Source organism: Shinella sp. 1A1 (assembly GCF_055379515.1).
Genome location: NZ_AP039671.1, coordinates 2,645,613 through 2,659,519, shown reverse-complemented (window position 1 = coordinate 2,659,519; position 13,907 = coordinate 2,645,613). Strand labels below are relative to the sequence as shown.

Annotated in this window: 17 protein-coding genes and 1 riboswitch; all 17 genes read right to left on the bottom strand. The window is 67.0% G+C overall.

Features of this window, described 5'->3' with window-relative positions:
* Positions 1 to 12: 12 nt before the first annotated feature.
* The 17 genes from ACZ48C_RS13035 to ACZ48C_RS12955 all read right to left on the bottom strand — a co-directional run bounded on the left by ACZ48C_RS13035 (position 13) and on the right by ACZ48C_RS12955 (position 13,904).
* The gene (locus tag ACZ48C_RS13035) at positions 13 to 618 is read right to left on the bottom strand and encodes a thiamine phosphate synthase (RefSeq protein WP_464781345.1); all 606 of its coding nucleotides are present in this window, start codon (positions 616 to 618) and stop codon (positions 13 to 15) included.
* A complete protein-coding gene (locus tag ACZ48C_RS13030) occupies positions 615 to 1,388 on the bottom strand; it encodes a thiazole synthase (protein ID WP_464781344.1) in 774 nt (257 codons plus the stop codon). Before ACZ48C_RS13030 ends, ACZ48C_RS13035 begins: the two co-directional genes overlap by 4 nt.
* Position 1,389: 1 nt before the next feature.
* Positions 1,390 to 1,587: a sulfur carrier protein ThiS gene (gene thiS / locus ACZ48C_RS13025; RefSeq protein WP_464781343.1), complete on the bottom strand. Its 198-nt coding sequence runs from the start codon at positions 1,585 to 1,587 to the stop codon at positions 1,390 to 1,392.
* Positions 1,584 to 2,561 (bottom strand): glycine oxidase ThiO, encoded by a 978-nt coding sequence (gene thiO / locus ACZ48C_RS13020; protein WP_464781342.1) that lies wholly within the window; start codon positions 2,559 to 2,561, stop codon positions 1,584 to 1,586. Before thiO ends, thiS begins: the two co-directional genes overlap by 4 nt.
* A 2-nt stretch (positions 2,562 to 2,563) precedes the next feature.
* On the bottom strand, positions 2,564 to 4,375 hold the full coding sequence (thiC, locus tag ACZ48C_RS13015) for a phosphomethylpyrimidine synthase ThiC (RefSeq protein WP_464781341.1): 1,812 nt from the start codon (positions 4,373 to 4,375) through the stop codon (positions 2,564 to 2,566).
* Between the two features lie 91 nt (positions 4,376 to 4,466).
* A riboswitch (TPP riboswitch) is annotated at positions 4,467 to 4,583 on the bottom strand.
* A 133-nt stretch (positions 4,584 to 4,716) separates the two neighbouring features.
* Positions 4,717 to 5,433 carry a Bax inhibitor-1/YccA family protein gene (locus tag ACZ48C_RS13010; RefSeq protein ID WP_313193268.1) on the bottom strand — a complete coding sequence of 239 codons (717 nt, stop codon included), beginning with the start codon at positions 5,431 to 5,433 and terminating at the stop codon, positions 4,717 to 4,719.
* Between the two features lie 31 nt (positions 5,434 to 5,464).
* Positions 5,465 to 6,238, bottom strand: coding sequence for an anti-sigma factor family protein (locus tag ACZ48C_RS13005; protein ID WP_318909961.1), 774 nt, complete (start codon positions 6,236 to 6,238; stop codon positions 5,465 to 5,467).
* Positions 6,225 to 6,770 (bottom strand): sigma-70 family RNA polymerase sigma factor, encoded by a 546-nt coding sequence (locus tag ACZ48C_RS13000; protein WP_464781340.1) that lies wholly within the window; start codon positions 6,768 to 6,770, stop codon positions 6,225 to 6,227. The genes ACZ48C_RS13005 and ACZ48C_RS13000 overlap by 14 nt, the downstream gene beginning before the upstream one ends.
* 54 nt (positions 6,771 to 6,824) lie before the next feature.
* On the bottom strand, positions 6,825 to 7,262 hold the full coding sequence (locus tag ACZ48C_RS12995) for a YqaA family protein (RefSeq protein WP_464781339.1): 438 nt from the start codon (positions 7,260 to 7,262) through the stop codon (positions 6,825 to 6,827).
* A gap of 284 nt (positions 7,263 to 7,546) precedes the next feature.
* The gene (locus ACZ48C_RS12990; protein ID WP_119256543.1) at positions 7,547 to 7,771 is read right to left on the bottom strand and encodes a hypothetical protein; all 225 of its coding nucleotides are present in this window, start codon (positions 7,769 to 7,771) and stop codon (positions 7,547 to 7,549) included.
* A gap of 107 nt (positions 7,772 to 7,878) precedes the next feature.
* Entirely contained in the window at positions 7,879 to 8,595 is a 717-nt protein-coding gene (locus ACZ48C_RS12985) for a TfuA-like protein (protein WP_464781338.1), read from the bottom strand.
* Positions 8,592 to 9,779, bottom strand: a complete 1,188-nt coding sequence (locus ACZ48C_RS12980) for a YcaO-like family protein (protein WP_464781337.1) — start codon at positions 9,777 to 9,779, stop codon at positions 8,592 to 8,594. The genes ACZ48C_RS12985 and ACZ48C_RS12980 overlap by 4 nt, the downstream gene beginning before the upstream one ends.
* Positions 9,776 to 10,036 carry a hypothetical protein gene (locus ACZ48C_RS12975; RefSeq protein ID WP_119256546.1) on the bottom strand — a complete coding sequence of 87 codons (261 nt, stop codon included), beginning with the start codon at positions 10,034 to 10,036 and terminating at the stop codon, positions 9,776 to 9,778. Before ACZ48C_RS12975 ends, ACZ48C_RS12980 begins: the two co-directional genes overlap by 4 nt.
* Before the next feature lie 30 nt (positions 10,037 to 10,066).
* Positions 10,067 to 11,875 carry a hypothetical protein gene (locus ACZ48C_RS12970; protein ID WP_464781336.1) on the bottom strand — a complete coding sequence of 603 codons (1,809 nt, stop codon included), beginning with the start codon at positions 11,873 to 11,875 and terminating at the stop codon, positions 10,067 to 10,069.
* Positions 11,876 to 11,881: 6 nt separating this feature from the next.
* Positions 11,882 to 12,325: a helix-turn-helix domain-containing protein gene (locus ACZ48C_RS12965; protein ID WP_119256548.1), complete on the bottom strand. Its 444-nt coding sequence runs from the start codon at positions 12,323 to 12,325 to the stop codon at positions 11,882 to 11,884.
* Between the two features lie 140 nt (positions 12,326 to 12,465).
* Complete coding sequence (locus ACZ48C_RS12960) at positions 12,466 to 13,227, bottom strand: amino acid ABC transporter ATP-binding protein (protein WP_415213850.1); 762 nt, start codon at positions 13,225 to 13,227, stop codon at positions 12,466 to 12,468.
* Entirely contained in the window at positions 13,224 to 13,904 is a 681-nt protein-coding gene (locus tag ACZ48C_RS12955) for an amino acid ABC transporter permease (RefSeq protein WP_119256550.1), read from the bottom strand. Before ACZ48C_RS12955 ends, ACZ48C_RS12960 begins: the two co-directional genes overlap by 4 nt.
* Between the last annotated feature and the right edge of the window lie 3 nt (positions 13,905 to 13,907).

The window sequence follows — 13,907 nt, the reverse complement described above, 5'->3', positions numbered from 1 at the left end:
CGCAGCCGGCGATCATCGCCAGCGGGCGGTGCGCTCGATCCATTCTCGGGTGCGGGCCTCCGGGTCGGCATTCAGCGTGATGTCGGTGACGACGGCGGCGCTGTCGGCGCCGTTCTCGAAGACGGCGGAGAGGCGATCCGGGTTGAGGCCGCCGATGGCGACGAGGGGAAGCGGCGCGATGCGGGCCTTCCAGTCGGCGAGGCGCTCGACGCCCTGCGGCGCCCATTTCATCTTCTTCAGGATCGTCGGCCAGACGGGGCCGAGCGCAATGTAATCGGGCCGTGCGGCGAGCGCCGTTTCAAGCTCCGCCGCGTCATGAGTGGAAAGGCCGAGCTTCATGCCGCTCGCGCGGATGGCGGCGATGTCGGCCCCGGCGAGGTCCTCCTGCCCGAGATGCACGAAGTCGCAGCCCTCCTCGATGGCGATTTGCCAGTAATCGTTGACGATGAGCTGGCAGCCCGCAGCAGCGCAGGCCGTTTTCGCGCGGCGGATTTCCGCGCGCAGGCGATCCTCCGGCAGGTCCTTCATGCGTAGCTGCACGAGCCTGACGCCGAGTGGCACGAGCCGCTCGATCCAGTCGGCGCTGTCGACGATGAGGTAGAAGGGATCGAGCTTCATGAAAAGACGGCCTTTCCGATGACGGGGGTGGAGGGAACGGCCATGTCGCGCGGTTCGAGGGGTACCGCCGCATGGGCGAGGCGGCCGGCCGCCATGGCGAGCGCGAAGGCTTCCGCCATGGCGGCGGGATCGCCCGCGCCGGCGACGGCGGTGTTGAGCAGCACGGCATCGTAGCCGTGCTCCATGACGGCGGCGGCATGCGAGGGCCGGCCGATGCCGGCATCGACGATCAGCGGAATATCCGGGAAATGCGCGCGGAAGGCGCGCAGCGCCATCGGGTTGACCGGTCCCATGGCCGAGCCGATGGGCGCGCACCAGGGCATCAGCACCCGGCAGCCGGCCTCCAGCAGCCTTTCGGCGACGACGAGGTCGTCGGTCGTATAGGGGAAGACCTGGAAGCCTTCGCCGGTCAGGATGCGTGCCGCCTCGACGAGGCCGAAGACATCGGGCTGGAGCGTGTCGTGATGGCCGATCACCTCCAGCTTGATCCAGTCGGTACGGAAGACCTCGCGCGCCATCTTCGCCGTCAGCACGGCTTCCTTGACGCTGTGGCAGCCGGCGGTGTTCGGCAGCACGCGCACGCCAAGCTCCCCGATCAGTTCGAAGAAGGCGCCGCCCGTCTTGCCGCCGGCATTTTCCCGGCGCAGGGAAACCGTGACGATCTCCGCCTTCGAGCGCCGCACGGCCTCCGCGAGAATGGCGGGCGAGGGATAGCGCGCGGTGCCGAGCAGCAGCCGGGAGCCGACCTCGGCATCGTAGAGTTTCAGCATGTCAGCCTCCCTGCATGGGGGAAAGGATCTCGACGCGGTCGCGTTCGCCGAGCGGGAAGGCGGCGCGGTCCCCGCGGTGCACCAGCTCGCCGTTCACCGCCGTCGCCAGCCAGTCGCCTTCGTAGTCGAGGGCGGAAAGGAGATCGGCGAGCGTCGCGGCGGCGATCTCCTGTTCCTCGCCGTTGATGATGAGGGTCATGATGCCTTCCTTTCGAATTGCCTCTGGCGAAGGAGGATGCGGGCGACCTCCCCGGCCATGGCGGGCGCCAGCAGGAAGCCGTGGCGGTAGAGGCCGTTCACATGGATGGTCTCGCCATCCTCGCTCACGCGCGGGAGGTTGTCGGGATAGGCCGGGCGGATGCCCGCGCCGGTCTCCACGAGCCGCGCCTCGCCGAAGGCCGGGTGCAAGGCATAGGCGGCGTTGAGGAGCTCCATCAGCGAGCGGGCGGTGACGGGGCCGGCGTCATCGCTCTCGATCATCGTCGCCCCGACCATGAAGCGGCCCGCCTCCCGCGGCACAATATAGATCGGATGGCGGGGGTGGAGCAGGCGGACGGGGCGGGACAGGCGAATCTCGGCGGTTTCGAGGCCGAGCATTTCGCCGCGCACGCCCCGCAGGCCCGGCAGGCGGCCGATCCGCGCCGCGCCGGTGCAGTCGATCACCCGGTCATGGCCACCGGCCTTGCCGCCCGCGCCGAAGAGGAAGCGCATGCGCGCCTCCTCGAGGCTTGCGGTCAGCGCCGCCATCGCCTGCCGCGGATCGAGATGGGCTTCCTCGCGGAAGAACAGCGCCCGGCGGAAGCGGCCGGCAAGGTCCGGCTCCAGCGCGGCGATGGCCGCCTCGTCCAGCCATTCCCAGCCGCTCGTCCGCCCGGCGAAGCGTTCGAGCTCGCCGGCATCGCGGCCGGCGGCAACGACCAGCGTGCCCTTGCGATGCACATGGCCGGGCAGCGCGGCTTCCCACCAGTCGGCGGCAAGGCGGCCGAGCGCCAGCACCTCTTCCTCGGCGCTTTCCCGCTCGCACCAGGGCGCGAGCATGCCGCCGGCAAAGCCGGAGGCGCCGAGGCCCGCCCTTTCCCGGCTTTCCGAAATGGTGACGTCGAAGCCGTGGCGGTAGAGCTGCCAGGCGGTGGCAAGGCCGGCGACGCCGGCGCCCTTGACGAGGATGCGCATGGTCATTCTCCCGAAAGCGGCATGTAGAGGTCGCCGCCCTCGCGGAATTTCGCGGCCATGGCCTCCAGTCCCTCCTTCTGCGCCTCGGCGCGGATATCGTGCGAGATGCGCATGGAGCAGAATTTCGGACCGCACATGGAGCAGAAATGCGCGACCTTGTGCGCCTCCTTGGGCAGCGTCTCGTCATGGAAGGCGCGGGCCGTCTCCGGGTCGAGCGAGAGGTTGAACTGGTCCTCCCAGCGGAACTCGAAGCGGGCGCGCGACAACGCGTCGTCGCGGATCTTCGCGGCTGGATGGCCCTTGGCGAGGTCGGCGGCATGGGCGGCGATCTTGTAGGTGATGACGCCGACCTTCACGTCGTCGCGGTCGGGCAAGCCGAGATGCTCCTTGGGCGTGACGTAGCAGAGCATGGCCGTGCCGAACCAGCCGATCATCGCCGCGCCGATGCCCGAGGTGATGTGGTCGTAGCCGGGGGCGATGTCCGTCGTCAGTGGGCCGAGCGTGTAGAACGGGGCCTCGCCGCAGGTTGCAAGCTGCTTGTCCATGTTCTCCTTGATCTTGTGCATCGGCACATGGCCGGGGCCCTCGATCATGACCTGGCAGTCCTTTTTCCAGGCGATCTGCGTCAATTCGCCGAGCGTTTCCAGTTCGGCGAACTGCGCGGCGTCGTTGGCGTCGGCGATCGAGCCGGGGCGCAGGCCGTCGCCGAGCGAGAAGGTGACGTCATAGGCGCGGGCGATGTCGCAGATTTCCTCGAAATGTTCGTAGAGGAAGCTCTCCCTGTGGTGATGCAGACACCACTTGGCCATGATCGAGCCGCCGCGCGAGACGATGCCGGTGACGCGGTTCACCGTGAGCGGGATGTAGTGCAGCCGCACGCCGGCATGGATGGTGAAATAGTCGACGCCCTGCTCGGCCTGCTCGATCAGCGTGTCGCGGTAGACCTCCCAGGTCAGGTCCTCGGCGATGCCGTTCACCTTCTCCAGCGCCTGGTAGAGCGGCACGGTGCCGATGGGGACCGGCGAATTGCGGATGATCCATTCACGGATATTGTGGATGTTTCGGCCGGTCGAAAGGTCCATGACCGTATCGGCGCCCCAGCGGATCGCCCAGACCATCTTCTCGACCTCTTCCGCCATGGAAGAGGTGACGGCGGAATTGCCGATATTGGCGTTGATCTTCACGAGGAAGTTCCGGCCGATGATCATCGGTTCGGCTTCCGGGTGGTTGATGTTGGCGGGGATGACGGCCCGGCCGCTCGCCACTTCCTGCCGGACGAATTCCGGCGTCACGAAATCGGGGATATGCGCGCCGAAGCTTTCGCCGTCGCGGGCAAGCGCCTCCTTTACCGCCTTGCGGCCGAGATTCTCGCGGATGGCGATGAACTCCATCTCGGGCGTGACGATGCCGGCGCGGGCATAGGCGAGCTGCGTCACCGCCTTGCCGTCCGTCGCGCGGCGCGGGCGGCTCAGCACCGGGAATTCCGGCGTCAGGCGCTCGCCGGTGGCAAAGCCGTTGTCCTCGGGGCGGACGTGGCGGCCGTCATAGGCCTGCGTATCGCCGCGGGCGACGACCCAGCCTTCGCGGAGGCGCGGCAGGCCGCCCTCGATGGAAACGACATGGGCGGGATCGGTATAGGGGCCGGAGGCGTCGTAGATGACGACCGGCGGTTCGCCGGAGGTCGGGTGCAGGGCGATCTCGCGCATCGGCACGCGGATGTCCGGGTGCAGTTCGCCGGGAATGTGGATTTTCCGCGAGGCGGGAAGGGCGCCCGTCGTGACGGTGGGGGTGAGCTTTTGAGCGGCAATATTCATCGTGAGGCTCCAAGTTTTCGTTTGGAGACCCAGTCCTAGAGCCGGAATGATGGAAGGACGCGGGAGACGGAATCCGGGTTTCGGATAGCCTGCCACAGCGCTTGCACCGTCCCTACGCCAGTATGAACTGGATCAGGTTCAACGGGTCACTGCGCTGCGAATGCCAGCAGTATCTCAGCCCCTTGTCGGGACCCCCCTGGTGAATGTCCCAAGCAAAGACGCTGGGAGGCGATTTGTCAACGGAGAAAAATAAGTAAGTAATTACTTACTTTTTGGCCTGCGGGCAAAAAGAAAACGGCGGAGCATTGCTCCGCCGTTCCTCTTGAAATCGCTTGCGAAAACTATTCGCGCTCGCCGGTGAAATTCAGCAGGAGCTGGAAGATGTTGACGAAGTTGAGGTAGAGCGACAGCGCGCCGAACACGGCCATCTTCTGCTGCGACTCGTGGCCGATATTTTCCGCATACTGCTCCTTGATGTTCTGCGTGTCCCAGGCGGTGAGGCCGACGAAGACGAGGATGCCGATCACCGAGACGGCGAACTGCAGGGCGCTGGAGCCGAGGAAGATGTTGACGATGGAGGCGATGATCACGCCGATGAGGCCCATCATCAGGAACGAGCCGAACTTCGAGAGGTCGCGCTTCGTCACGTAGCCGTAGAGGCTGGTGGCGCCGAACATGGTGGCGGCGATGAAGAAGGTGCGGGCGATGCTCATGCCGGTGAAGACGAGGAACACCGAGGCGAGCGACAGGCCCATGACGGCGCAGAAGGCCCAGAAGGTCATCTGCGCGGCGCTGGCCGACATGGTCTGGATCTTGAACGAGAAGAACAGGACGAAGGCGAGCGGCGCCAGCATCACCACCCATTTCAGCGGCGAGGAGAAGATCGGCACATAGAGCGCCGGCGTCGAGCCGACGACGAAGGCGATGAGGCCGGTGATGACGAGGCCGGCGCCCATGTAGTTGTAGACGCGCAACATGTGCTGGCGCAGGCCCTCGTCGAAGAGGGCGGCGGACTGTGCCTGCGCGCCGTAGCCGAAACGCTGTTGTACGGGTTCCATCGAAAATCTCCTTCGGTCTGGAAGCGGTTGATCAGTAGAGCGTGCGGGAAAGGTCCCGCGCGGTGTCCGCCAGGTCGTCGGCCTTGCGGCTTTCCGACACCAGCGCATAGGCGGCGTCGCCGATCTGCCAATAGGCGGCCCGGGCGTTGTCGGCATGGAAGAGCAGGACGTGCTGCACGGCAAAGGAGCCGGGGCGCACGGCGAAGAGCGACAGGCGCTCTCCCTTCGCCGGCTCCAGCACCAGCTCGACGCTTGGGCCGTAGGCGGAGGGGAAGACCTGCGTGTCGATGACGGTCCAGCCCTTCGGCAGGTCCGGCAGCACGATGGCCGTCGCCGAGCGGATCTCCGCCGGGTCGAAGGTCTCGATTTCCGGCTGCGAGGTCATGCTGTCGCGCAGCAGCGTCGTCCGGTGCGCGCGCACGGCCTCCTCGACGAAGGCGGGCGGCGGCGTGGAGGCGACGACCTGCGTCGCGCCGAAGGGCCCGAGCGCCGCATGGGCGACCCAGCCCGCCGCGATGAAGAGCGCGATGGCGGCGGCGCGGCGGAAGACGGAGAAGACGCGGCGATGCGACAGCGCCCGTTCCAGAAGCCGCGCGGCCTCGCGGGTTTCCTGCCGTGTCACCGTGCGATGGTCGGCGAGCGCGAGGCGCAGTTCGTCGCGCACGCGCAGGTCCTTCATGATCTGCGCGGCCACTTCCGGCCGTTCGGAGAGATAGGCCTCGACCTCGATGCGCCGGCCGACGGCGAGCTGGTCGTCGACATAGGCGTTGAGGTCGGTTTCGAGGATGGGGTCATTGCTTGTCATCGCCGGTGCCTCCGACAATCCTGAGATGGGTGACGGGTGCGGCACTGCCGCCCTGTTCGAAGCTGCGCAGCCGCTGGCGGGCGCGGGCGACGCGCGACATCAGCGTGCCGACCGGAATGCCGAGCGTATCGGCGGCCTCCTGATAGGAAAGCTCCTCGATGGCGACGAGATGCAGCGCCGCGCGCTGCTCCTCCGGCAGGCCGAAGAAGGCGTTGCGCAGCTGGGTGAGCCGCACCGAATGATCCTGGTTGGCCGGCGCGGAGGTCTCCGCGATCTCGGCCGCCGCATCGTTGCGACGCTCCTGCGAGCGGCGCTGGCGCAGGCGGTCGATATGGGCATTGTGCAGGATCGACATCAGCCAGTTGCGGACATTCGCGCCGGTGCGGAAGGTCGACTGCCGCTCATAGGCTTTCACCAGCGCGTCGTGCACGAGGTCTTCCGCCTCGTCCGGATTGCGGACGAGCGACAGGGCGTAGCGCCTCAGCGCCGCAAGCTGTCCGATCACGTTGAAGCCGGGTGTCTTTCCGTTCATGCCCCAATATACGAGCGCCGGGCGACGCTCATTCCATCGCCTTGCGAAAAAAGTTCAAAGCCAGTGCAGCACGACGGCGGCAAGCGCGATGTAGCGGCCGAACTTGGCGAGCGAGACGACGAGGAGGAAGCGGCCGAAGGGCTCGCGCATGATGCCGGCCGCGACCGTCAGCGGATCGCCGATGACGGGCATCCAGCTGAGTAGCAGGCTCCACCAGCCATAGCGGCGATACCAGTTTCCGGCACGCTCCAGCGATTTCGTGGAGACGGGAAACCAGCGGGCATCGCGGAAGCGCTCGATGCCAAGGCCGAGCAGCCAGTTGATCACCGAGCCCAGCACGTTGCCGATGCCGGCGACGAGGATGAGCAGGGCGGGCGTGTAGCTCTTCGAGGCCAGCAGGCCGGCCAGCACCGCCTCCGACTGGGCGGGCAGGATGGTGGCGGCGATCAGGGCGGCGAGGAAGAGGCCGCCATAGGCGGCAAGCGCGCTCATCTTTGGCCGGCGGCCGGGCCGCTCCGCTGTTCCTTGCTGTCCATGCCGCCTCCGCATCGGTTCGGCAGCTTCCGTAAACGGTGCCGACCGATGGAGGAAGGGAAGGATGGTCTTTTGCGGGCGCCAGCGGCAATCGGTAGCGGCAAAGAAGCTCTGCCGCACGCGATACTGGAGGCCCTGTCCGCACTATCGTTGAAGCGGCCGCGAGGATCGGCGGCGGCCCGCCTGGTTCGGGCCGCCGACGCGATCGGCGCCGTGGAGGAACGGCGGCCGGCTTCAGCCGGTCAGCAGAGCGCCGACCGGTTCATCAGCATGATGTCGTTCGTGGTCAGCGTCATGCGGGACGGTTCGTCGATCTCGTCCAGCACGGCCCGCAATGCCTTGTCCAGACAGAACTCGACGATTTCGGCATCCAGTGTCTTCGCCGATTCCAGCGCGAAGGCGACAAGACGCGCCAGCGCCATCAGTTCGTTGCCCCGGTCTTCGACCTCGTTCGTTTCGATTCTCATGTCTTGCGCCCCCGCAATTTCTCAAGCCCTGCACAAAGTATAGGCGTGACGCGCCCTTTTCGCGCGTGACTCAGGCGTGACACACGCGGAATGGGAAATTGCACGTTCTACTGCGTTTTGGGTTGATGGGCGGCGGTGCGCCAGAGCGAGGTGGCCCGGAACGTCCAGCCCGCGCGTTTTGCAGGGCTTTGCGGCTGGAAATCGTGAAGGGCCTGCAGCAGGGCGAGGGCGTCCTCGCGTTTCCGGTTTACCGTTTCTACATGGAAAAGTTGCAGGAAATCCTTGCGGAACGCGGTCAGTCCGGCTCTTTCCACGATCGCCGCCCAGGTCCGTTTCTTGTAGAAGAGAGCGGATGCGGCTGCGCGCAGGCTTGATATGTGAGCCTTATCAATGGCCTGGATATCGCCGAGGCGATCCAGCGTCGCATCGACATTGACCATGGGTAGCGAAAGGGCGGGATAGCCGAGTTCGGCCGGGCCGTGCAGCAGGGCGACATCCGCGTCGTCGACGCGCCGGCCGCTGGCATAGTCCTCGTAGATGCGGCCGATGCCGATCATGCCGAAGCTGTCGCATTCGGCCGCGCGGAGCGCGCCCATGCTCGCCGCGCCGAAGACGGCGACGCCCGTCTCCAGCGCGTGGAGGATTTCCTTGTGCCAGACGGGGGCGACATGTTCGAAATTGCCGTCGATCAGGCCGATGGCGGTGGCCCCGGCCCTAGTCGCCGCGAGCACGTCGCCATGGGCCGCGGGCGGGCGAACCTCGATGCCGTGGCCGCAAAGCGTGGCGACCTCCGGCAGGCTGGGGCCGACGAAGATGATCTTCATGGCATTGCGAACAGCATGCGCGAGAGGGCGCGCGGGCCGACGGCATGCCGGCGCGCGCCTTCCGGATTCTCAAGCGCCGGCACGATCATCTTGACCACGGAAACGGGCAGCGACGCATCGCCGAGCGGCACCGCCACGACCGGCGCGATGCCACCGGCGGCAAGCTTTTTGAGGCACCACTCAAGCAATCCGGCGGCATCGCCTTCCGGCGCCGGATAGGTTGGGGCGGCGCCGGGCGCTGCCTCGAAAAGGGTGCGGGTTTCCGCCGCGAGCGGGCGGCTGAAGGTCTCGGCGAAGAGATCGTCCCGCGCGCCGCTGATATAGGTGAGGCGCGATTGCGCGACCTCCGTCAGCGCGCGGATGACAGCGCGTGCCGCGACGGGATGGGTGCCGTAGCCGATCGTCACGTCATGGAACAGCGGCTGCCTGCGGGCAAGGATGCCGGCTTCGGCAAGCACCGCCGCATAGGTGGGCACGGCAAGGTCGCTGGTGATGTCGAAGAGGCGAAGGTCCAGCCCCGCTTCCCTAAAGCGCGCGACAAGCGCTTCGGCGACGGGGTCCGCGATATGCGCCGGGTCTATCGCCGCCGCAAGACGCTTTTGCCGGGGAAGCAGACGCCACAAGCGATCGGCATCGCGCTCGATGCGCTCCAGCAGGCCATGCAGGATCGCCTCGGTTTCCGAATTGCCGGAGGCCAGACCGTCCGAGGATTGCCAGAAGCGCGGCGTTTCCTCCGTGCGGTCGAGGATCACCGCCTCGCGCGGCACCCAGATGCGCTCGCCCGTCGCGACGTCGTGTCCTGCCAGCCAGTCGATCACCTCGTCCTCGCCGACGAAGGGCTGGCCGGCCGCTATGAAGATGTCGAGCGGCAGGCACGTTTCCCTCGCCTCAGAGAAGGCGCGGCGGGAGGAGCGGCGTGCGCGCACGAGCGGGTCGCCGGCGACGGCTCGCTCCAGCGCCTCCATGGCGGCGGAGACTTTCGCGTCGATATCCGTGATGCCCTTGCCCTGGTTGATGACGATCGAGCGGGCATTGGGGCTCACCGCATTCCAGACCGGGATGCCGAGGCGGTCGAGCCCCGTCAGGCGGGAAAGCCGGGTAATGCCGAACCGGGGCAGCAGCGCCCCGATCCGGCTCCAGGTCTCCTCCGGGCCGCAGATCCGGTCGGAACAGGGCCGGCTCACTTGTCCATGAAGCCGCCGGAAGCGTCCATGAATCCGCCCGAGACATCCATGAAGCCGCCGGAAACAGCATCCGCCGAGGAGGCGAGGGCGGCAAGGTTCACGCCCTTGGTGATCGTCGCGCCGGCCTTGCGCAGATCGTCCGCGGCCTTCAACGCGCCGCCCGAGGGAACGCCGATCTGCGTCACCGTGCCGGCATCGAGGTCCGCGACCCAGAGCCCGTCATCTCCCTCAATGCCCAAAACAACCAGTCGCGCCATGTTCAGTCCCTCTCTCGTTCGGTTGAATGCTCAGAACCCCGCCTTTTTCAGGCCTTCGTAATACTGCTGTCGTTGCCACTCTTCCTTGAAGGGGACGATCTTCATCCAGGCCTCGACGTCGAAGTTCGGATGGACGACGTAGGTGCGGCGCACGAAATGCCGCGCTTTCTTCATGTCCCCGAGCATGCTCCAGCATGCGGCCGAAAGACGGTCGACCGGCGTGCGGTCCTTCATGCGGGCGATATAGTCGAGCGCCTGCTCGTAGAGGCCGAGCGAATAGCTGGCACCGGCGGCGGTCCAGAAATATTCGTCGGGCGAGAGCGGGTTGAGGTCGATGGCGTGCTCGATCTTCCGGAGGCCGAGATCCGGCCGGGACGCCTGCACCAGCGTATCGGCATAGCTCGCGATGACATTGGCATGGTGCGGGCTCAGTGCCTCGGCCTGGTCGAGATAGGCGGCGCTTTCGTCGAACTGGCGGGCGTAGAGCTTCACGACGCCGAGCTCGCGGTAGCCGGAGGGCAGCCGCTCGTCGGTCCTGATGGTCTGCGCCGCATAGTCCTCCGCCTGCTGCAGCAATTCACCGTCGCCGCGCGCGGTCACCAGCCATTCGAGGAAGTAGCTTCGGGCGAGGCCGCCGAGGGCGGGTGCGAAATCGGCGCTCGTCTGCAGCGCCTCGCGGAAGCTCTTGCGGGCGCGGCGGATGTCGCGCAGGTCGAGGTTCTTCAACTGACCCTGGCCGACGAGGAAGGTGCGGTAGGCATCGGCGTTGCGCTCGTAATCGCCGCGCACCAGCTCGTTGTGTTCGATCTCCGTGGCGATGGCACCGGCGATCTGGTGGGCGATCATCTGGCGGGAGCGGGCGAGCCCCTCGGCCGACAGCGGAAAGCGCTCGGCCCAGATGACCTCGTCGCTGCCGAAGAAGATGAGCTGGGCGAAGAGCGTGTGGCCGTCGCCCTCGTCGCGCAGGCGCGTTTCCAGGATATAGCTGATCTTGTGGCGTTCGTAGGTGGTGGCCCGGTCCGCCTGCCGCGAGATCTGCGCGGCGGTGTGCGGGGCGATGATCGAGATCGAGCGCAGCGCACAGAGCCCGATCGTCACGTCCTCGATCAGGGCCTCGGCAAAGCGCGCCGCCGCGCGCGAGCCATGCGCCGTGGCCGGCGGCAGCAGCACGACGCGGGGCGGGTTCTGCCGCGGCAGCGCGATGCCGGCTTCATCCGGCGTCAGGATCTGCATGGACGGCTGGACGGTCATGAGCGCCGCCGGCGTTGCCGGCCGGCCGGTGAGGACCGCGCGCACCTCCTCGTCCTGCGGATTGGCCTCCAGCAGGCGGAGGGCGGCGGACGAGCGGACCTGCCGTGCGGCGCCGCTGTCGGCCGCCCTGTCGAGCAGGGCCTGGCGCAGCAGCGCCATATGGGCCGTCCGCTGCAGCGCGATCCAGTTGACGAGCGCGCGGTTGACCGGCTTGACGTGCTTGAGGAAATCCTCGGTAAGGAGGCCCGCCAGAACGGCAAGGCCCGCATCCTGCCGCAGCTTTGCGACATCGCTTTCGACCGGATCCGGCCCGAGCGCGATGGCGGCGTCGGTGAAGGCGAGATAGGCGCGGCCGAGATCGCGCTGCCGCTTCTGGGCGCGCGAGACGGTCTGCCGCAGGCTGGCAAAGGCGGCGGCAGCGTTGCCGTCGTCCCAGAAAAGGCTCGCCGCGTCGGCCCTCGGCATTTCCGTCAGGCCGCGCGTCTTGAGATAGCAGAGGATCAGCAGCGCCTTTTCGGGAAAGACGATGTCGTTACCGCCCTCGTCGAGCAGGCGAAGATGGCCCAGCGTCTGAAGCTGCGCCGGCATGTGCTATCAGATCCGCAGTTCCGATGCGCTGTCCGCACGTTCGCCCGCTTCCGCTCCGGCGCTTGCCTTGGAGAGCGCGGTCGCCAGCGCGATGATAGACTTGCGCACGCCGGCATCGTCGATCTTCAGGAAGGCGCGGTTGAGATCGAGGCCTTCCTTGGAGGAGACGAAGGTGGAGACGTCGCCGGTCTCGTGGGCGACGCCCGCGGTCGGAACGGCGTTCTCGTCGTCCTGGAAGAAGAAGCTCGGCGGCACGCGGAAGACGTCGGAGATCGCCTGCAGACGGCTCGCGCTGATGCGGTTCGTGCCCTTTTCGTATTTCTGAACCTGCTGGAAGGTCACGCCCAGGCGATCGGCGAGCGCTTCCTGGCTCATGCCGACCATCAGGCGGCGCAGGCGCACGCGGGAGCCGACGAAGACGTCGATCGGGTTCGGTGTTTTCTTGGTCATGATACTTTCTCCCCTAGAGGGCATGCCGGGGCATACGATATCGGAATATGCCTTCACTGTGCTCGAATCGCCGGTTCGATGCAACTGCCGCGGACCGGATTTCATCGCTACCGTAACGTGAGGCTGCGTGTACGCCGCCGCTATATGTCGTAGCTTTGCGGCGCGCTGAGCGAGGCGATGAACTTCTTCGTCCTATCCCGCTGGGGTGTCGAGAAGATGGCGCGAGGCGGGCCCTCCTCGACGATCACGCCGCCGTCGAGAAAGACGACGGCATCGGCGACGCGCGAGGCGAGACGCAGGTCGTGGGTCGCCATCACCATGGTCGTTCCCTCACGGGCAAGGCGGCTCAGGACCTCCACGACTTCCTCGGCAAGCTCGGGGTCGAGCGCCGACGTCGGCTCGTCGCACAGCAGGACGCGCGGCGAGGGCGCGAGCGCCCGGGCGATGGCCACGCGCTGCTGCTGGCCGCCCGAAAGCGTCGCCGGCCAGGCGTCGGCCTTGTGCGCCATGCCGACCTTTTCGAGAAGCTCCATCGCGCGGGCCCGCGCCTTGTCGGCCGGCCATTTCAGCACGGTGACGAGGCCTTCCATGACGTTGGCGATGGCGGTCTGGTGCGGGAAGAGCTGGAAGTTCTGGAAGACCATGCCGGTCTGGCGGCGCAACTTCTGGATAGCGTCCCAGCCGACCTTGCGGCCGGGGGCGAAATCGATCTTCTCCTCGCCGAGGCGGATCGAGCCCGCGGTCGGGATTTCGAGGAGGTTGATGCAGCGCAGGAGCGTGCTCTTGCCGCCGCCGGAAGGGCCGACGAGGGCCGTCACGGTGCCTTCGGCCAGCCGCAGGCTGATGTCGCGCAGCACGACATTGTCGCCGAAACGTTTCTCGATATGCGTGAGTTCGATCATGTGCGGGCCTCCAGGAAGCCGCCATAGCGGGCGAAGCGCTTTTCGAGCCGTACCTGCAGGGACGAGAGCACCGAGCTCAGCGCGAGGTAGATCAGCGCGGCCTCGATATAGAGGATCAGCGGCTCGTAGGTGGTGGCGACGATGCGCTGGGCCGTCTGGAAGAGTTCCGGCACCGTGACGGCGGCGGCGAGCGAGGTGTCCTTGACCAGCGAGATGAAGGTGTTGGACAGCGGCGGCACGGCGACGCGCGTTGCCTGCGGCAGGATGGTGCGGCGCATGGCCTGCGACCAGCTCATGCCGATCGAATAGGCCGCTTCCCACTGGCCGCGCGGCACGGAGGAGATGACGGCGCGGATGATCTCCGACGTATAGGCGCCGACATTGAGCGTGAAGCCGATGAGGGCCGCCGGGAAGGCGTCGAGCAGGATGCCGACGCTCGGCAGACCGTAGAAGATCACGAAGAGCTGTACCAGGAGCGGCGTGCCGCGGATCACCCAGACATAGAACCGCGCGACATCCGAGAACGGCCGCGGGGCGAAGAGCCGCACGACGGCGGTCAGCAGGCCGAGCGCGAGGCCGAGCACGAAGGAGGCGAGGGTGAGCGGAATGGTGAAGACGAGCGCGGCCCAGAGCAGGGGGGCAAGCGAGTCCAGCATCAGTTGAAGCCAGGGCGGCACGGG